General features: G+C 63.8%; 11 protein-coding genes. 6 read left to right on the top strand and 5 right to left on the bottom strand.

The window, feature by feature from the left end:
- Positions 1–36: 36 nt before the first annotated feature.
- Together Q7V20_RS10100 and Q7V20_RS10095 are read right to left on the bottom strand one after the other, a co-directional pair.
- Positions 37–963, bottom strand: coding sequence for a hypothetical protein (locus Q7V20_RS10100; protein WP_304790085.1), 927 nt, complete (start codon positions 961–963; stop codon positions 37–39).
- Entirely contained in the window at positions 960–3,233 is a 2,274-nt protein-coding gene (locus tag Q7V20_RS10095; RefSeq protein WP_304790082.1) for a hypothetical protein, read from the bottom strand. The genes Q7V20_RS10100 and Q7V20_RS10095 overlap by 4 nt, the downstream gene beginning before the upstream one ends.
- Before the next feature lie 353 nt (positions 3,234–3,586).
- On the opposite strand from Q7V20_RS10095, the gene Q7V20_RS10090 reads away from it, so the two are divergent.
- From Q7V20_RS10090 to Q7V20_RS10080, 3 genes are all read left to right on the top strand, one after another.
- Positions 3,587–6,406 carry a right-handed parallel beta-helix repeat-containing protein gene (locus tag Q7V20_RS10090; protein WP_304790079.1) on the top strand — a complete coding sequence of 940 codons (2,820 nt, stop codon included), beginning with the start codon at positions 3,587–3,589 and terminating at the stop codon, positions 6,404–6,406.
- A 175-nt stretch (positions 6,407–6,581) separates the two neighbouring features.
- Positions 6,582–7,952 (top strand): ammonium transporter, encoded by a 1,371-nt coding sequence (locus tag Q7V20_RS10085; RefSeq protein WP_304790076.1) that lies wholly within the window; start codon positions 6,582–6,584, stop codon positions 7,950–7,952.
- 10 nt (positions 7,953–7,962) lie between these two features.
- Positions 7,963–8,325, top strand: a complete 363-nt coding sequence (locus tag Q7V20_RS10080; protein ID WP_370652442.1) for a hypothetical protein — start codon at positions 7,963–7,965, stop codon at positions 8,323–8,325.
- A 30-nt stretch (positions 8,326–8,355) separates the two neighbouring features.
- Here the strand turns inward: Q7V20_RS10080 and Q7V20_RS10075 are convergent, their stop codons facing one another.
- Positions 8,356–8,979 (bottom strand): hypothetical protein, encoded by a 624-nt coding sequence (locus Q7V20_RS10075; protein ID WP_304790073.1) that lies wholly within the window; start codon positions 8,977–8,979, stop codon positions 8,356–8,358.
- A gap of 209 nt (positions 8,980–9,188) precedes the next feature.
- Here Q7V20_RS10075 and Q7V20_RS10070 point away from each other — a divergent pair, with 209 nt between their 5' ends.
- From Q7V20_RS10070 to Q7V20_RS10060, 3 genes are read left to right on the top strand one after another with little or no spacing between them, the layout of a single operon-like run.
- Positions 9,189–9,542: a hypothetical protein gene (locus tag Q7V20_RS10070; RefSeq protein WP_304790071.1), complete on the top strand. Its 354-nt coding sequence runs from the start codon at positions 9,189–9,191 to the stop codon at positions 9,540–9,542.
- Positions 9,543–9,552: 10 nt separating this feature from the next.
- On the top strand, positions 9,553–10,740 hold the full coding sequence (locus Q7V20_RS10065; RefSeq protein ID WP_304790068.1) for a hypothetical protein: 1,188 nt from the start codon (positions 9,553–9,555) through the stop codon (positions 10,738–10,740).
- Positions 10,741–10,752: 12 nt separating this feature from the next.
- On the top strand, positions 10,753–12,066 hold the full coding sequence (locus tag Q7V20_RS10060; protein ID WP_304790066.1) for a S8/S53 family peptidase: 1,314 nt from the start codon (positions 10,753–10,755) through the stop codon (positions 12,064–12,066).
- On the opposite strand, the gene Q7V20_RS10055 is transcribed toward Q7V20_RS10060, so the two are convergent.
- A complete protein-coding gene (locus Q7V20_RS10055; protein ID WP_304790063.1) occupies positions 12,047–14,557 on the bottom strand; it encodes a winged helix-turn-helix domain-containing protein in 2,511 nt (836 codons plus the stop codon). The genes Q7V20_RS10060 and Q7V20_RS10055 overlap by 20 nt on opposite strands.
- An 18-nt stretch (positions 14,558–14,575) precedes the next feature.
- Positions 14,576–17,704, bottom strand: a complete 3,129-nt coding sequence (locus tag Q7V20_RS10050; RefSeq protein WP_304790060.1) for a cytochrome P450 — start codon at positions 17,702–17,704, stop codon at positions 14,576–14,578.
- Between the last annotated feature and the right edge of the window lie 174 nt (positions 17,705–17,878).

The following is a 17,878-nucleotide window of genomic DNA, read 5'->3' as shown; positions in this document are numbered from 1 at the left end:
CAAGTGCTTTTTTCTTGCCCGCTCCCCAAATGGAATTCAGTCTGTATGAGCCTGAGCGGGATCGCGGGTCGCTGCGGCCGCCACCGCCACTGCAGCCATCGACAGGAATGCCAAGACCAGGCCGTTTTGCAGGTGGTGCACCGGCCCCTCCAGGGCTTCGGGTTGGCAGGCGGCCACCACGACGGCCACGGCGAAGAGAGATGCGGCCGCAGCGGCGGCCAAGATGGCCACCAGCCGAGGCCAACGCTGCAGGGGGCGGCGGGCCTCCTTCCACTGTGCCAGCCCCCAGGCGAGCATTGCTGCCCACACCGCCGATGCCGCCCATTTGTGCAGCGACGCCGAGCGGGCCGCCGATGCGGCCGCGTCCATGGCGGCATGGTGCGGTGCGGACAGTGGGCCGCGTTCGGCATCGACCAGCAAGGCCAGCGCATGGGCGTTCTCGCGCGCGTCGAGTACAAGCAGCAGGATCGTCGTGACCACGATCCCCATAGCCGCCACCAAAGGGCGGCGTTCCAGGGCGCCTGATCCGGCCCGCGACTGCAATGCGATCCACGCGGCCACCAGCAATGAGTACAGCCCATAGATCGGCATGAACAGGCGTGCGTCGAGCGTTTCCAGTTCGTCCCACCGCGTCTGCACCTGGGCTTCAATGCAGAATCGTTCGGATGGCGTTGGCATCGACGATGCTGCCGAGCCTGCAACTGAACGCAACTGACAGGCCAGCTGGTGGCCGCTGCCGGCCAGCTCCAAGGTCAGCGAGGAGGGTTGGAGTCCGCCCAGGCATGCCAAGGCCTCTGGCGTTGCAGGCGGACAGCCAGTGAACCTGGCACGGTCGTTGATCCGCGATTGAACGGTCAGCAGTGCGACCAGGCCCAGCACCAGGAGCGACGGCAGCGCGAACCGCAACGCGCGCAGTGCGGGGTGCGATCGGGGCATGACCGGCGCTTGCGATGCGGTGTTCATGGAAGCGTGCCTTTGCCGCCGATCCAGGCGCGCAGTCGTTCGAGGTTGCGCAGCAAGGCTTCGTCGGCGAGGTTGGCCGGCACGCCCAGGCGCCGAGGCAAGATGTCATTCTTGCCGTCGTTGCAGTGGCGGTCTGCGCTGTCGATGCCCAGCACGGGCACGGCGGGCCGATCAAAAGAATCGGCAGCGCACATCATTGCGCGTCGCGAGTCGTCGTCAAGCTGCCAGTTCATCGATGGTTCGCGCACGCCACGGTAGCGCGGCAGGCGCAGCTCTATCACCGAGAGCGGGTCGGTGCCGGCCAGTGCAACCAGGCGCTGCTCGGCCGTTCGGGTCTCCTGGCTGATGTTCGAGCGCAGCCCCATGATCGGGCCGGTGATCTCGACCGGTTGCTTCACCTTGGCCTCATCGCGTTCATGGCGCGGTTTTTCTGGTGGGTGGCCCTCAAGATCGCGCCGCCACTCGGCCGGGAAACCTGTGGGGGTGTTGTCGAGCAGAATGACCACAACGCGCGCATCAGGTGGCTGGGGCGGTGCTGGCCTCCCCGGCGCCATTGGCTGGCACGTCGGCCGGGCGTACAGGCGAGTGGGCTGCTGTTTGCTTGGACGAGGAGGGTCTTGCCGCAGGCAACCCAGGTCGATCAAATGCTCGACGACATCCGCCAATGTGGCGGCACCGGTGACTTCGTGGTAGCCGCCGTCACCCAGGTGCCCCCACACCTTGCCATTGTCCTTTCGCACGCTGCCTGGCGGGCTGATGAACGGGAACCGGGCACTGTTGTGGGCGGCACCGGCCAGGGTCAGTGCGCGCGCGCGGGCTTCGAAGCCGACGCCGAGCAGGTCATCGGCATCCGGGAGGTCGAAGCCGAGGTTGGACTGCAGGACGCGGCGGCCGTCTTCGAGGCGCACCGTGTTCAACACCAGCGCGGGTGCTTCGGCCCTGGCGGCCAGCTTTGTGGCGAATGGCTGGCTCCAGAGGTTTTTCATCTCGTCTGGCGGCGCACTGCAGCCGGCTGGGGGATTCATCATCAGGGCCCGCCAGTCCTGATCCCAGGCCTCTTCAAGCCCCCGGGAGCGGTCAATGCACTGGGATGCGGGAACGACGGGCAAGAAGCGCTGCAGCAGGTCTGGGTAGAGCATCAGGGCCCCGATCGGCGACAGGACGTCTGCACCCAGCATGGTGTCCATCGCAAGCCGGATGCAGGCCGCCTTCGGCCTGTCGGCGCCAGGCAATGGTGCAGGCCATGCGCGCAGGGCGGCAGCGTAGGCCGCAATGCCAACGCTGCCGCCGGAGATGCCGCTCATCATGAAGATGTTGTTGCCGAACCGCTTCCCCTGGGCGCGGGCCTCGTCTTCAAGCCGACCGAGCGTGACCCCGGCCCAGTACGAAGCGCGACTGGCGCCCCCGGCCGAGGCGACCAGATAGACGGGTTCGCCGTGTGGGCGATCTTTGATCCAGTTTTCGTAGTGAGCCTGCAGCGACGGCCTTTCGGCAGGGGCAGGGCTGCTGCCTGGTTTCCCTCGCCAGTCGATGGGGTGGTTGTCATTGCACCCGCTGAAGGCCAGCAGCGGGATGACCGGCAGCCAGCTCAGGGTGATCCAGCCGCGTGTTCTGGGCCAGTACGACAGCAGCATGCCGCCCACCAGCGACCACGCGCCCATGGCCAGCAGCATCAATGCTGGCGCTCCGATCATGCGGGCCGTGGGGATGGGGGCCACGATGATGGCCAGCAGCATCAGGTGTGGCACCGCGAACCCGGCCCACAGCGCATGCCATGAGCTGGGCTGGAGCTTGTCGTAGTAGCCGTAGTAACTGCCGCGATCGGCCTGGCCGATCAACTTGCGCCTTTGCCAAGTGAACACGATGAAGAGCCCGGAGACCAGCAGCAACACCAGCGACAGCACGGGGTGCTTGCCGGTGCCCAGGAGGAACAACGTCAGCGGCACGCAGGCGGCCAGTGCCAGCAGTCGCGGCAGCCACTGCGCGACGCCTTGCACGAAAGGCCCGGATGAGCCGATGGTGTCGTACGGGAACTGGCGCCCCAGGGTCAGCCGGGCGACGTACCAGGTCGTGGCGGCCCAGTACAGGAAGGCGAGCACGAAGATGACTTGGCGCCGCACCATGTCGCCAGCACCATCGTCGAACGCCCACAGGCCCTCCCGAATCTGCGGCAGCGCCAGCATCGCGTTGCCGCCCGCGACCATCGCCACGCTGTAGAAGCACAGCCACAGCAGGCGCGCCAGCAGGTGCAGGCGTGTGGGTGGTTTCATGGCGCGGGCATTTTCGAGCTGGTGGTGTCCGGGGCCTGATTGAAATGCGACGATGGGCCGTTTGCCATGGTGATCCCCCTGTGAATGAGCTGGTTGCCACAGGCATTTTTTTATCACCAGCCTGGATCGAGGCCCATCCTCAACTGTTGGGATGACCCCCTCTGAGTTTTCTGCAAGTGCGCCGGGCTGCGGGTTGGTTCAAGGGTTTCCACGGCCTTCACTTGTGGGGAGTGGGTGTTTGATTAATTGCTATAAAGTAGCAATTTATTTGCACTTATATGGCTGCAATTTTGCGGTCATTGGTGATGATCCGCGTCATGACACGGTCTTTCACACACCCACAGGGAGGAAATATGCCAATCAAAAAGACAGCCGCCGCATTGGGCTTGGCCACAGGCTTGGTCCTGTCCCAGACGGCCTGGGCCGCTCAGTACTACGTTTCCAGCGGTAGCGCAGGCAACGATGGCAACAGTGGTAGCTGGACTACCACGCCATGGAAATCCATTGCCAAGGTCAATGGCGCCAATCTTTTGCCGGGCGACATCGTCTCCTTCAAAACAGGCGACCGTTGGAACGAGACCTTGAAGGTCAAATCGGGTGTCACCTACAACAGCTACACGCCACCTTTCGTCTCCACCGCCCGGCCCATCCTCAGTGGTTCGGTGCCTGCTGGCACCCTAGCCTGGGCGCAAGACGGCGGCAATGTCTGGGTTGCCAACGCGTCAAGCCTTCTGGTCAGCGAGTCGAATGTCCATGGCAACACCATCGCCGATGGCGTCAGCCAGCTGTTCCTGAATGGCGTGCGGCTGACCAGGGCGCGGCATCCCAATGTCGGCTTTGGAACGTTCAAGAAGGGGCAACGCCGATTCTTGCGCACGGGGACCGCCAATGTGCAGCTCGCCGACCAGTATTCGCACGAGCTGGACGTGTCTCCGGATGCCGCGGGCCTGGCCAACAAGGATCTGCTCAACGCGCTGGTGTACGTCAAGAACAATGACTGGTACCTGACCCGGTATGTGTCCACGTCGTCGGGGGTGGCGGGCGGCAAGGTCAACATCACGGCCGACCTGCAACCCACTGTCGGCTACGCGGCGGACATCCTGAAAGCGCGGGATGGCGACTGGCCCGGCGTGGGCACCTACCCCATCTATGGCGGCTACGGCTACTGGCTGGAGAACAAGCGCTGGATGCTGGACACGCCCGGTGAATGGTCTTACGACCCGGTCACCAAGAAGCTCTACGTCTGGCTGCCCGATGGCACCTCTCCCCAAGGTAAGGCTTTGACCGCGGCGGTGCGCATGCACGGCATCCAGGCTGACCAGGTCGCGTCGGTGAACATCAACGGGCTGGAGGTGCGCGAAACGCGGGGCGATGGCATCGTGATCGATCACGGCTGGAAGGCTGGCGCCAGCGTCACGATCAACAACGTCGTCGTCAATCATGCCGGGCGCAAGGGCATCAACGTGGTCAACAACACGTCGTCGTCCAGCGCGGGCACGGGCTCCATCAACCAGTCCCGCGTCGAGAACAGCGTCAACGAAGGCATTGATGTGAGCGGCGACCGTCGTTGGGCCAACAGCATCACCCGGAACATCAACATCAGCAACAACACGGTGGTGAACGCCGGAGTGAACTCCTACGCCAGGGGGGCCATTTTGCTGGGGCGCAAGGGCAATGCCACCAGCAACCTGGTGGAGAACCCGTCCTACATCGGCATCCATGGTGGCAAGCTCAACACGATCTCTTACAACGTGGTCAAGAACGCCTGCCTGGGCTATGACGACTGCGCTGCCATCTACCTTAAAGGCGATTTGTACAGCATCACCGATGAACCCAGCACGCCGGCGTGGACCGAGTTCGATGTCGGATCAACGATTTCCAACAACTTTGTTGAAGGCACCCTGGTGGCCGATACCCGGCTCGACGGCTCGGCCATGAGCAACGGCTTCAATGATGGTGTTCGCAAAACGTATGCGGCCGGCATCTACCTGGATGATTACGCCAGCTCGAACCAGGTGAGCAACAACTTTGTGTCGGGCGCCGACATGGGGGTGCTGATCCACCAAGGCAGCAACAACACCACCTCGGCCAACACGGTGGTCAATAACCGGCATCAGGTCTGGCTGCAGGAGAACATCTCCAGCACCCACCCGATGACCAACAACGCCTTCACTGGCAACGTGTTTGCCTCGAACTCGTCCGAGCCGCTGGTCTACCAACAAAGCTTGTACCGGGCGACCACCAACCTGGGCAGCTTCACGAACAACACGTACGCCAGCTACCGCTCTGCCGAGTTCGCAGAAAATGATACGCCTGCCAGCACGCGCCGCTTCATGACCTTCAAGCAATGGCAGGCCAGCGGACGTGACCTGGCCAGCTCCGGCAGTTCCTTGCATGCCACCTCCTATGGCATTGGCGCGGCGGCAGGGGCCCCGGAGTTGATCCTCAACGGGGTGTTCGCGCCGGGCAACACCAACGGTTGGTGGACGGGTGATGCCACCCTCAGTGTGCTCACCGGTGAAAACTTCCTGACGGTCACGCCGACCAACCCGAGCAGTGCTCAGGGCGCTTCGTTCGCGGTCAACACGGGCGCGCCGATGTCGCTGGAGAAGAACGTCAAGTACTGGCTGTCCTTCAACTTTGCAGGTGCGCCGGGTTCTCCTTTGCTGGCATCGATCCTGCGCAGCAACACCCCTTGGGACGATGTGGCCGTGCCCGTTCTGGCGCAGACGGGTGAATCCCCGGTGATGGGTTCCTTGGGCGTGGCCACCTACAGTCGCCTCTTGACGGTCGAGGAGTTGATGAGCAACAACGCCATGTTGTACTTCAAGTTCTTTGGCGGTGCGCCCTTCAAGCTGGCCAATGTGTCGCTTCGCAAGGCACAGGTGTTCACCGGCAACGCAGCCCCCGTGGGTTACTACAACGCCTCACCAACGGCCCGGACGGGCATCGCTTGCCCGAACCCGGATTCCTCCGCGTGTGGCAGCTACATCGATGTGAAGACCAAGGCCGCCGTGAGCTTCCCCTTGTCGGTCCCAGCCTGGGGCGCCAGGGTCATTGGCTTGAACGCCCAGTACTGGCTTGACTCTGACGCGGATGGCGTGCCCAACGGGCGTGATTCGTGTTCGGGCACGGACGTGAGCTTGCGGGGTGCCAACGAGTTGGGCTGCTGAGCCTCTCCTGCAAGTCAGCGGGCTTCACCAGCCCGAGCGCCCCGTCTGCACGGCAAGGCGGTGAAGTTCACCGAGCGGGGCCGGGTCGGGGTGGCTGCCGCATTGAGCGATGATGGCGTGAGCGGGTTTGTTTCTTGCGATGCTTTCAGGGTTTCCGCTGAATCTCGCAGTACCGATGACGCCATTTCCCAAAATTCGCCGTGCCATGATCGTTCTGGCCGGTTTCCTGTTTCACTTTGGTGCGCATGCCCAATCCGCTTCGCTGGACACGGCTTCTTCTGGTGCCTTGAGCCTGTCGATGGCCTCGGCCAACCCGCACCGGGTGCCTTTTGCGCAGATCAATTCGGGCGACACGGCCTGGATGATCATGGCCTGTGTCTTGGTCCTGCTCATGACCATCCCCGGCCTGGCGTTGTTCTACGCCGGCATGGTGCGCAAGAAGAACATCCTGGCCACGATGGCGCAAACCTTCGCGGTGTGCGCCTTGGTCACCGTGCTGTGGTTCGCCGTGGGCTACAGCCTGGCCTTCATGCCCGGTTCGGACTGGATTGGCGGCACGCAGGCCCTGTTCCTGGACAGCCTGTTCTTCAACAAAGGCTTGGGCCAGGTGTCGGTTCACCACCTGGCGCCCACGGTGCCCGAGTCGGTGTTCGTGATGTTCCAGCTCACCTTCGCCATCATCACCCCGGCCCTGATCACCGGGGCGTTTGCCGAGCGCATGCGCTTTTCAGCCATGCTGCTGTTCATGGCCTTGTGGTCCTTGCTGGTCTATGCCCCGGTGGCGCATTGGGTGTGGGAGCCCACCGGCTGGTTGGCCAAACGGGGCGTGCTGGACTTTGCGGGGGGCACCGTGGTGCACCTGAACGCGGGCATCGCCGGGCTGGCCTGCGCCTGGATGCTGGGCCGACGCGTGGGCTTTGGGCAAGAGCCCTTGATGCCCTCCAACCTCGGCTACACCATGATCGGAGCCTCCTTGCTGTGGGTGGGGTGGATGGGCTTCAACGGTGGCTCGGCCGGCGCGGCAGATGGCCGGGCCGGCATGGCCATGCTGGTGACCCAACTCGGCGCGGCTGGTGCGGCCCTCAGCTGGATGGTGGCCGAATGGGCGGTGCGTGGCACGCCCACCTTGTTGGGCATGTGCAGTGGCGCGGTGGCGGGCCTGGTGGCCATCACCCCCGCCTCGGGCTTTGTCGATCCCAAAGCCGCCTTGCTGATCGGCGTGATCGCCGGGGTGGGGTGCTATTGGGGAGCCACCGGCCTGAAGCGCTTGCTGGGTGCTGATGACTCGCTGGATGTGTTCGGCGTGCATGGTGTGGGTGGTGCCATCGGGGCCTTGCTGACCGGTGCTTTGGCCTCGCCTGCCATGGGCGGCGTCGAAGGGGCGGTGGCCAATCAGGCGGTGGGGGTGCTGGCCACGCTGGCCTACAGCGGTGTGGTCACGACGCTCATCCTGTGGTTGGTGGATGGCCTGGTCGGGTTGCGCGTGACCGCTCAGCAGGAAGTGGATGGGCTCGACCTGAGCTTGCATGGCGAGCGTGTCGAATGAACCTCAATGCGTGTTTGTCTTTCAGGAGACCGTGATGCTGGAAAGCGAGAAGTTCGCCATTGCCGCGCACCTGCACGTGCATTTGCGCCGAATCAACGGGCGAGTCACCGATGTGGAGTGGATGGTCAAGAGCCCCGACTACGCCCGAGAGATCATCCGCGTGGCCCGCACGGAAACGCACCCCGATCTGCTGCGCCTGGCCGACAAGCTGGAGGCCGCCTTGCAGCCCCCCATGCCGACCCCGAGGGTGCAGGCCGTGCCGCCTGCCCGGCCTGCGTTCGTGGCCAGCCAGTCCGGCCCGGCGTCGGGCTTTCCAACGCCTGGGGCGGACTCGGCCGCTTTGCGCAAGCGCTATGTGGGCACCTTGCGTTAGCTGTGGCGCGCTGGACGGGCTGCGCAGTGCTCAGCCTGCGGCCTCTTCCTCCAGGGGCCATGACTGATCGGCATTCACGAAGTCTGAATGGCTGATCTCGCGCACCTGCAACTTGTCGCCAACGTTGAACTCGGAGCGTCGGCCACTGGAATCGCTGTCTTCGTCCACATCGCGATCAACCACGGTCACCACCAGGCAGGCATGCACTTCGGTCAAGCCCTGGCTGGGCTGAGGGCCCATCACCGAAGCAAGCTGCAGCAATGCGGGCTTGAGCACCTCGATCGGCAGATCCAGAAAGCACCGTGCGCCCTTGCGCTTGAGGGCGTGCTCCAGATAGCCCAGGTGTTTGAGCACCTGGCGTGCCCCGGCGTGACGGTCCAGAACCTGGGCCAGCGCTTCCTGCATGCGCTGAAGCTGGGCGGCGTCCACGCCCATCACGGGCGGAGGCGCGGGTGCGCTGGGTTTGTCTGAGGCGAGAGGTGCTTTCGCGTCCGCGTTCGGTGAGGTGCTTCTGGAGTCTTGCAGCACCACATGCAGCTTGCCTTCGCGGCGTTTCAGCTGCACCTGCGCCACGAAGATGCCACGCGCCAAGCTCACCAGGGGCGTGAACCATCTGGCGAGGGGTGGGGATGAACGTCGATCTTTCTGCGCCATGGGATGTGCTGGGCCTCGTTCCCCATCATGTCCCAAGGACGCGGGCGGGTGTCGGTCTCAAGGTCGTCCTTGTCCACTACGTCACGTTTTCAGTGATGACGGCGCCAGGCGCTTGTCGTCAAAGTTGATGACGACAGACACCTTGCGCACTTCTAGAGTTCAACAAGCACCGGGATGGTCCCGGGGCCATGGACTCCAGGAGCAATCGCATGCAAGTCACGTCAACATCACCGGTCTCTTTGCAGCTCAAGCGCCAAGGCGGCACGGTCATCCAAAGCCGGATCGACTTCTGGTCCGCCACGCCCAACGGATGGCAACTGGCCAGCAGCGATGTCTTTCAGCGTGTCACCAAGCCTGTTGAGCAGCAGAGCGCCAAGCTGGCCAAGGGGCAGTACACGGCCGTGTTCTCCTGCCGCGTGGAAGAGTCTGTCAACGGGAAGTTCGAGTTCGAATTTGACGTGAACGGCGTGGCCATTTACGCGGACAAGGGCAATGTCAACACCACCCCCGATCCGCACGATGCCAAGGTCTACAAAGACCAGTTTGTTCTGAACGTTGTTTGAGGAGCACGCCGTGAACAACAACAGCTTTGTCACGCTGGCCTTGATGTTGATTGCCCTGTCGGCCTGGGGCCAGGAGGCGCCGACAGAGCGCACCCTCTTGTTTCAGAAAAAGGCAGGCCCGGCGGCATTGGCCACCATGGCGGTGGACACCGCGCCGGGGACGGTGTCTGCTCTGGCCATGGTTGGCCTGGCGGGCGACCAGATCAGCCCGATCGAGAATCCGGGCGACCTGACGCTGGCCTTGAAGGCCCTTGATCGCAGCAACAACTTCGGGCTGTCCATCACCCCAGCCCGGACCTCCTTGCTCCCGCTCAGCGTCAGGGCGTACAACGAAAGTCGTTGGGCACGCGTGTGGGCCAACACGACCTTCAGCTTTGCCCAGGGCACGGTGTCCGTGGAGGACAAGGACTATCGCCAGCGGGCCTTTTCCATCGAAACGAGCTATTTCGTCGAAGCTGAGAAGGACGACCCTTTGATCATCCACTGGAAGTCGATCGACGCGACGGCCACCGAGGGCGTGCCAGATGACTCGAATCCTTGCCTCAACTTCACCGTGCAGCTTCCCGCGGGTGAGCCGCCAGCCGCCCGAGCTGCTGTGCCTGCCGAGGCCGCGGCATCCGGGCCTGGCGTACCTGCGGCTGCCAAGGAGTCGGAGGTTCAGGTGTCGAACCAGCGTGCGGCCGAATGCCGTCGCATGGCGCTGGCCAAAGCACGTTGGAACGCTTCGCGCGTGTGGGCATCGTGGGCGAGCGGCAGCTACCGCGCTGCCTTGGGCGGCCAGGGCAGCCACAGTCTGGGGCGCACCCTGGTACTGGGTGGCACGTACGGCATCGGCGATCTTGGTGCCAGGATGCCTGCGGCCATCACCATCGCTTTCAAGCGCAGTTCGGGCGAGCCCGTGCTGTCGACATTCGGCGCGGCTTCCCCCACACTCAGGGATGTCAGCCTGGTCACCCTTCGAGGCAGCATGGGCTCCCCAAAGCTGCGGGTCTTGCTCGAAGCGAGCAACACGCACAAGGACTTGCCCACGGCTTCCGAGCGCACTTACAAGCGCGCCATTGGCCTGGATGCCAAGCTGGCCGAGGGCTGGTGGCTCAACCTGAGATTTGGCAAGCAGCGCAGAATCGATAATCAAGGGGATGAGGTTGGTTCGTCGTTGAGTGTCAGCTACAGCCCCAAAGCTTTGCTCAACTTCTGAAGGGCAAACCGCATGAACAACTTCACGCTCAAAACCGATGGCCGCAGCCTTCAAGAGGTTGAGAGGGGCTTGCGAAAGTACCTGCCCGGGCTGGATGTGCGCCTGTGGCCTCACAGCCCGACGCAGGCCATCATCCGTGCGCCGCTGGTGCACGCGCTGGAGACCGAGTACCCGCAGATCGGGGCAGGCCCCTTGCTCAATGTCCTGGGCATCCAGGAGATTCGCGCTGTCTCTGATGAGGCCACCGTTGCGCTTTTGTCGGGCCGCGATGTCGAGCAACTTGCTGTCCGGCCGGTGGCCGTCATCCCGCCAGTGGCGGGCTTGGATTGGCACCTGGACCTGGTGCGGGCGCCGGCTGCCTGGCAGTTGTTGGGGGGGCCAGGTCACATTGATTGGGGGCAGGTTCGCGTCGGTCACATTGACACCGGCTACACCCCACATCCGGTGTTCGGCTTTCCGGGGGTGACCTGGATTGATGTGGCGCGTGCCCAGTCCTTCATGCCAAGCCAGGCGTTCAATGAGGTCACGATGTTCGACCCTGAACTGGGCCAGGGCCGCGACAACCTCAAGGGGGTGAGCGCAGGGCACGGCACACGGATCGCCAGCACGATCTGCGGCCATGCGCCCCAAGCCCAAGGCGGGGCCTTCTTCGGGGTGGCGCCCAAGGTGCCCTTGTTGCCGCTGCGCGTCACCGACATTGTCTGGATCAACCATGCGGAGTTTGAATTGGCGCAGGCCATGAACTATGCCGTCGACACCGGTGGCGTGCAGGTCATCAACATCAGCCTGGGCATTGTGGGTGGGGGGGTCGTCAAGGCCCTGAAGCAGGCCATCAACCGGGCTTATGACATGGGCGTCATCGTTGTTTGCGCCGCGGGCAACCATGTGAACTCGGTGGTGGCGCCGGCCCGGTTGGCGCGCACCATCGCGGTGGGGGGCATCACGGCGCTGGATCAGCCCTGGTCGGGCAGCAGCTATGGGCCTGAAGTCGATTTCAGCGCACCGGCGGCTGACCTTCGACGGGCTAACACGAAGGAAGGCGGCCGCTTCAGCTACGCAGCGGGTGGCGACGGCACATCGTATGCCACGGCCTTGACCACGGGCGCGGCTGCGTTGTGGCTCGTGCATCGGCAGGCCGAGATCGCCGCGGCCTATGCCCAGCCCTGGCAGCGGGTGGCGGCGTTCGTGCAGTTGGCCAGTTCGACCGCACGGGTGCCCTCGCTGTGGAATCCGGGCTCCTTCGGCGCGGGCATCCTGGACATCGAGGCCTTGCTGCAAGCCCCGTTGCCTGCCGCCAGTGACCTGGTCAAAGCGCCGCTGGTTTGAGTCGTGCAGGTGGCGTGGTCTCCAATACAAGCTCTGCCAGCTCATCCTCGCTGGCCAGGGCCCCCTCGGCCATCCAGTCCCGGATGGTCCGGTCGGGGTGCGCGGCCTGCAACAGCGACTGAGTTTCAGCCCGCACATGGCGTTCGATGGTGCCCCGCGAGCTCTCGCAGCGCTCGCGCAGCGCATCGGACGCCCCGAGCAGTCGCGCAGCGGCTGGGAAGTGGTGTTCACGGGCGAGCAGCCACGCGAAGATGTCGCTGCGTGAGATGAATATCCCGGAGCGTCGCAGCAAGGGGATCGCTTCTGCGGCGACCTGGCGGGCTTGGTCCAGTCGGTTGCTGGCGATCAGGGCGGCTGTCAACCCCGACAAGGCATAGCACAGCGTCAAGCCGCCGGTGGGCCGCATCCTGGCCATCCTGGCGAGTGCCAGGAACTGCTGGGCCGCCGTGTCCGCATGACCCATGGTGAGGTGGGTGCCTGCCATGTCCGACAGCAGATTCAGCACATACCGGTCGATGCTGGCGGACTCGGCCAGCTGATAGGCCATCTCGAAGGTCGCCAGTGCTTTCTCTGGTTGGTTGGTCGCGGCCAGCAGCATGCCTTGCACGCGGAGGCGGCGCATGCGGTCGGCGACGGGCCACCCGGCGCCTTCCATGCGCTCGGCCTCGTCCAGCGCGGCTTGCGCATCCGCCATGTCCGTGGTCTCCAGCATGGCTTCGGCCCGCATGCGCAGGCAGGCATGCAGGTGCCGCGCGTTGCCCTGCTGCCTGAACATGCTTTCGGATCGGAGGAAGGCGTCGATGCAGCGCGATACCGGCAATCTGCCATCCACGCCATGGCGGCCCAGCCATTGCCAATACTGGGCCGCCAGCGGCGGCGGCGTGGCGTCGTTCACCAGCGGCTCCACACGCAGCAAGCGGTCCAGCGCTTCGACCACGAAGCCTTCCACGGCCAGCACGACCGAGGAGGCCGTGGCCAGCGCGACAGCGATGGGGGCGTCGCCATGCGGGCCGATGGCCCAGGCGAAGGCGGCGCGCACGTTGTTCATCTCTTGCGCCAGCAGTGCCATGTCGCGGCGCTTGACGGCGCGCGTCATCACGGCCTGGGTGGCCAGGGCGTGCCGACGCAACAAGGTGTCGGTCTCCCCGGCCTCGGCCAGCTTCTCAACCGCATAGCTGCGCGCGGTCTCCAGCATGCGGTACCTGGGTCTGGGGCCGACCTCCACCATCAGCAAGGATTTGTCGGCCAATGCGCTCAGTTGGTCAATCACGGCCCATTCGTCCAGTTGGTCGTCGGTGACCACCCGTTGGGCGTTGTCCAGGGTGAAGCCGCCAGAGAACACGCCAAGGCGGCGGAAAACCTTCTGCTCTTTGGCGGCCAGCAGGTTGTGGCTCCAGTCCAGCGCAGCACGCAGGGTTTGATGGCGCCGCAAGGACACGCGCGCGCCCCCCGTCAGCATGTGAAAGCGTTCGCTGAGGCGCTCGCGCATGCCCGTGATCCCCAACAGGGGAACGCGCGCTGCCGCCAGTTCGAGCGCCAGCGCAATTCCATCGAGTCGGCCGCAGATGTCGATGATCGCGCTGGTGTTGTCGGCGTTCAGCTCGAAGCTGGCATCGAGTGCGCGGACCCGTTCGACAAACAATTGCACGGCCCCAAAATCGGCGGCGTGGTCGGCCTGGCCCAATGTCGGCACGGCCAATGGCGACAGTCGGAAGAGTTGCTCGCCATGGACGCGCAGCAATTCCTGGCTGGTGGCCAGCAAGCGAACCCCGGGCGCTTCGTGAAGAAGGCCGCAGGCCAGATCGCTGACCACGTCGAGCACATGCTCGCAGTTGTCCAGCACCAGCAGCAGGGTTTGTGATTTCAGCGCGGTGATGAGTTCCTGCCGTGCCGAGCTGTTGCCCGGCAGCGTGATCTGCAGGCTTTTGGCGATGGTGGGCAGCACATGAGAGGGGTCGTTGATGGCCGCCATCTCGACGGCCCATGCGCCGTGGGGATATGCGTTGCGCAGCTCATGGGCGGCGGCCATCGCGAGCCTTGTTTTGCCAATGCCACCTGCGCCAACGATGGTCACCAGCGCATGCTGCCGGATCAGGGCCAGCAGTGATTGAAGGTCTTGTTCACGGCCATACAGAGCGGGCAGTTTTTCCGGCAGGTTGTGCCTGGCGGCTTCGGGCACCGCGGCAGCCGTCAGCTCGCAGTCCAGCAAGACTGCAAAGCGGTAACCCAGGCCAGGGATGGTGGCGATCACGTCGGCGCCAAGCAACTTGCGCAGCGCCGAGATGTGCACGTGCAGGTTGTTCTCTTCGACGACGAGGTGGGGCCAGACCGCGTCGAGCAGTTCGCTCTTGGTGACCGCGCGGCCTCGGCGTTCGATCAAGGTCAGCAGGACATCAAAGGCGCGTGCCCCGATGGTGACGGCCTGTTGATCGATCAGCAGGCGTCTTTCCGTCGGGCGTACTTCAAAGCGGCCAAAACTCAAAGTTTGCACGGCGTGGGGCGGGTTGGGTCAATCAGTGAGCAACATCAGTCGGCTGGGGGCGCGGAAGTAGGGGTCGGTGCCCCAGTCAAGGGCTTGGCTGGTGTCGATTTCCAGGCGGCTCAAGGTGGTGATCAGCTTGGAGATGGCCAGCGGCACAACGATCTCCACCAAGGGCGCGCCGATGCAGTAGTGGATGCCACCCCCCAGGGCGAAGTGAGGTTTGGCTTTGTCGGGCTGGCGTGTGATGTCGAAGGCATCGGGGTTCGCGTAGACCTTCTCGTCACGGTTGGCCGAACCATAGGCCAGCGTCACTTTGTCACCAGGCATCAGCACCACGTCGCCCAGCTGGGTCTCCTGGGCCACGTAGCGGTCTGCTGCCGCGAAGGCCGCGTCAAAGCGCAGCATCTCCTGAACGGCATTGGACATGTGCCCTGGCGTGCTGATCAGCTTGCCAAGCTGCGTGGGGTTCTTCAAAAGATTCAAGATGCCTGTGCTGATCAGGAACTGGGTGGACAGGTAGCCTCCCAGCGCGAAGTGCACGGCGGTTTGCTGAAACTCGATCGGGCTCAGGCCCATCGGATTGGCTGGGGCTTCGGCGTGGGTGCGCATCTGGCTCATCATGTGCTGTGCCCCCATGGGGCACCCGGGGCGCAGGGCCTGCATGTAGCCGCCCAATGCCAGGCGAGACGTGAAGCCCGGGAAGCGCTCCAGGTCCGTGAGCCCCTTGTTGTTGGAGGCCATGGCGCTGTTCGTCCAACCAACCACGGGCTTGAGCTGGCTGAGCGGGATGCCAAACATGTCTGCGAACACCTGGGCCGTCAGGCTTTGCGCATAGGCCCCCACCAGATCGAATGAGCTGGGCCTGGCGATCTTGCCAATCAGATCAGCCGCGATGTCATTCACCTTGGTCTCGACGCCCTCAATGGCTTTGGCGAACAGCGGATCAAGCATTTCGCGCACTTCGGTGTGCCGTGGCGGATCCATGAAGAACAGGCCATTTTCCGTGAGGTTGAACAGCACATCGCCAATCTTGTTTTCAAGCTTGGGGGGATGTCGGTTTTTCAAGAAGACGTCTTTTTGCGACAGCACCTGGGACACGAGTTCATGGCTGAACACCCAATGGCTGCCATGCTGGCCGCCCACCAGGTGCACCGGCTTGTTTTGGCGGAACCAGGCGTAGGTGGGGTAAGGGTCCGCCACGAAAGCCTTGTCATGAGGATTGAAGGTGCTGGGGTTGAACGAGGCATCAAGGGGGGTGGGCATGGGCGGCTCCTGGCTTGCGGGGGAGGGAAGCGGGCGGTGCTGGGGTGGGGGGGTTGGCTGCGTCATGGCCGCCAGGTGCTGCAAGCCAGAGATGCTGGGCATGAACAGGTAGACACTGCCCACGGTGCGGACCATCTTGGGCACGGTGATCTCGATCGGCTGAGCCGACCCGGGCTTGGTGAAGACGAAACGGCCACCGTGATGCTGGGAGCCAATGATCGGATCATGCGTGCCGCGGATGCCGGTGCTCGCCAGATCGCCATTGGCCCACACCTGCAGCAGGAACTCGAACTGGCTTTCAAGGTCACCGCAGATGAAGATCCCGAACAGGCCACGCTTCACGTTGTCCTGGTCACTGTGGGCTTCGGGGTCGTAAAGCGGCCCATACGGCATGCCACGGCGGATCAGGCGGTGGCTGTGAGGCTTGCCGGCCACCAAGGCACTTCGCGGGTTCATTCGGCGGATGTGCGCGCCGACCGGGCAGCGCAATCCCTCGGCGTCGTCGTACAGATTGGGATCTCGCGTGTTTGGCCTGAAGTCGAAGTTGTTGATGTCTTCGTCGGCCGGGGCCGTGCCCCCATCACTGTCGGGCCAGACCGACAGAGGCGCACCGTTGCGCCAGCGGCCCATCAACTTCGCGGCGATCAGTTCGGGGTCGAGATCCAGTGTTTGACCGAGCTCGGTGATCAGCTTCTCGAACGCTTTCACGTCCTGCTCCATGATCCGCACCGCCGCGTAGGTGCCGTTGTCGCACAGCGCGGCGGGCAATCGGTCAATGAAGTTGCCGCCGGCATGGTTGACGTACTCCTTGCCGAGCAGGAAATCGCCCACGGCCGTGGTGGGTTGCTGGTCGGGCATGGCGGCCTTGGCGCCCACCATCGCCAGGTTGGGCTGCGCGATGCTGTCGCGGTAACCGAAGTGCAGTTGCTTGTTGGGCAGGGCCTGCGTTCGCTGCTCGAACACCTTGTTCAGTCCTGCGCTGACCAGGCGTTGTTCCAGGTCGGCCAGCTTGGCGTTCAGCAGCCCTTCGCTTCTGGCATACAGCGACAGCATGAGGTGCACATGTTGCTGATCCGGATTGCCCAGGCGCCAGGTTTTGGGGGCGCTGTCATCGGTGTCCCCGTTCGGCCTTGCGCGCTGCGGGTCGGCCGGGCCCATCCGAAACGCCTCGGGAAACAGCCGCAAGGTGGCTGGCGCCACCCCGATCGCCTCCAGACCCAGGTGGGTCAGGCCGATGTTCAGCAGGAGCTGATCGGTCTTGTTGTCAGGCCAGTCCTGGCCTGAGGTCACCTGCCAGGCCTGCTCTGCGTTGCCGCCATTGCTCAACTCGCCAATGAATGCCCGCGCGGCCTGCGCATCACTGATGGACAGCGCGAGGTGGTGCGCATGCTGGCCCGCCGACCCATAACCGCGCAAGACATTGCCCTGGATGTCATCGACCTCGACGTGCGCTGGGCGGGCATCAACGATCGGCGAAGGTGGGCGATTCTCTGACCGCAAGATGTCGAGCACCGTCTTGTCCTTGTAGGCGGACCACAGCGGTACCCGTTGCTGGCTGTTTCGTTCAACAAAGTCCCAAAACTCTCGGGGGTGCTTTTGCACCGGCAAGGGCGGGGCGTCTTCGATGAACTCCAGAATTTTGGTGAACTCGGTGCCGATGACGGCGGCGAAATCCATCACATAGGGCTTTTTCTCGCCGTCGAACTCGGTGATGACCATCAGCATGGACCCATCGGGCGATGGCAAAAACCGCGCGAAATGAACGTAGTGCAGGCTGTCGAGGGCCTTGTAGATGTCTGGCTGAATGCTCAAGATCAGCCTTGACAACGCTTCCATTTCCGAGGGGTTTTTGAGCTTCAGGAACAGATTCAGTCCATGCGAAACCTCAGCCATGTCGGCCTCCCTTGCATCAATCACGCTTTCATACAGTGTTTCGAAGTGTAGGGTTTGCAAGTGAAAAATGCATCTGTCCCCACCCAGGGCCATCGGAGATTCAGAACGTTTAAGAACGCACCAAGGAACTGAAGGCCTCAGCTCGCCCACACTTGAATCAAGGCGGCACGGTGG

Origin of the sequence: Aquabacterium sp., from assembly GCF_030652515.1 — a bacterium.
GTDB lineage: Bacteria > Pseudomonadota > Gammaproteobacteria > Burkholderiales > Burkholderiaceae_C > Aquabacterium.
The sequence above is the reverse complement of the archived record's forward strand: the minus strand, read 5'-3'. Positions and strand labels throughout refer to the sequence as shown.

Bases quoted from the DNA above. Each gene is read 5' to 3' on its own strand.
- Q7V20_RS10070 (WP_304790071.1), top strand. From the start codon at position 9,189: ATGCAAGTCACGTCAACATCACCGGTCTCTTTGCAGCTCAAGCGCCAA.
- Q7V20_RS10060 (WP_304790066.1), top strand. From the start codon at position 10,753: ATGAACAACTTCACGCTCAAAACCGATGGCCGCAGCCTTCAAGAGGTT.
- Q7V20_RS10090 (WP_304790079.1), top strand. From the start codon at position 3,587: ATGCCAATCAAAAAGACAGCCGCCGCATTGGGCTTGGCCACAGGCTTG.
- Q7V20_RS10100 (WP_304790085.1), bottom strand. From the start codon at position 963: ATGAACACCGCATCGCAAGCGCCGGTCATGCCCCGATCGCACCCCGCA.
- Q7V20_RS10075 (WP_304790073.1), bottom strand. From the start codon at position 8,979: ATGGCGCAGAAAGATCGACGTTCATCCCCACCCCTCGCCAGATGGTTC.
- Q7V20_RS10050 (WP_304790060.1), bottom strand. From the start codon at position 17,704: ATGGCTGAGGTTTCGCATGGACTGAATCTGTTCCTGAAGCTCAAAAAC.
- Q7V20_RS10095 (WP_304790082.1), bottom strand. From the start codon at position 3,233: ATGAAACCACCCACACGCCTGCACCTGCTGGCGCGCCTGCTGTGGCTG.
- Q7V20_RS10085 (WP_304790076.1), top strand. From the start codon at position 6,582: ATGACGCCATTTCCCAAAATTCGCCGTGCCATGATCGTTCTGGCCGGT.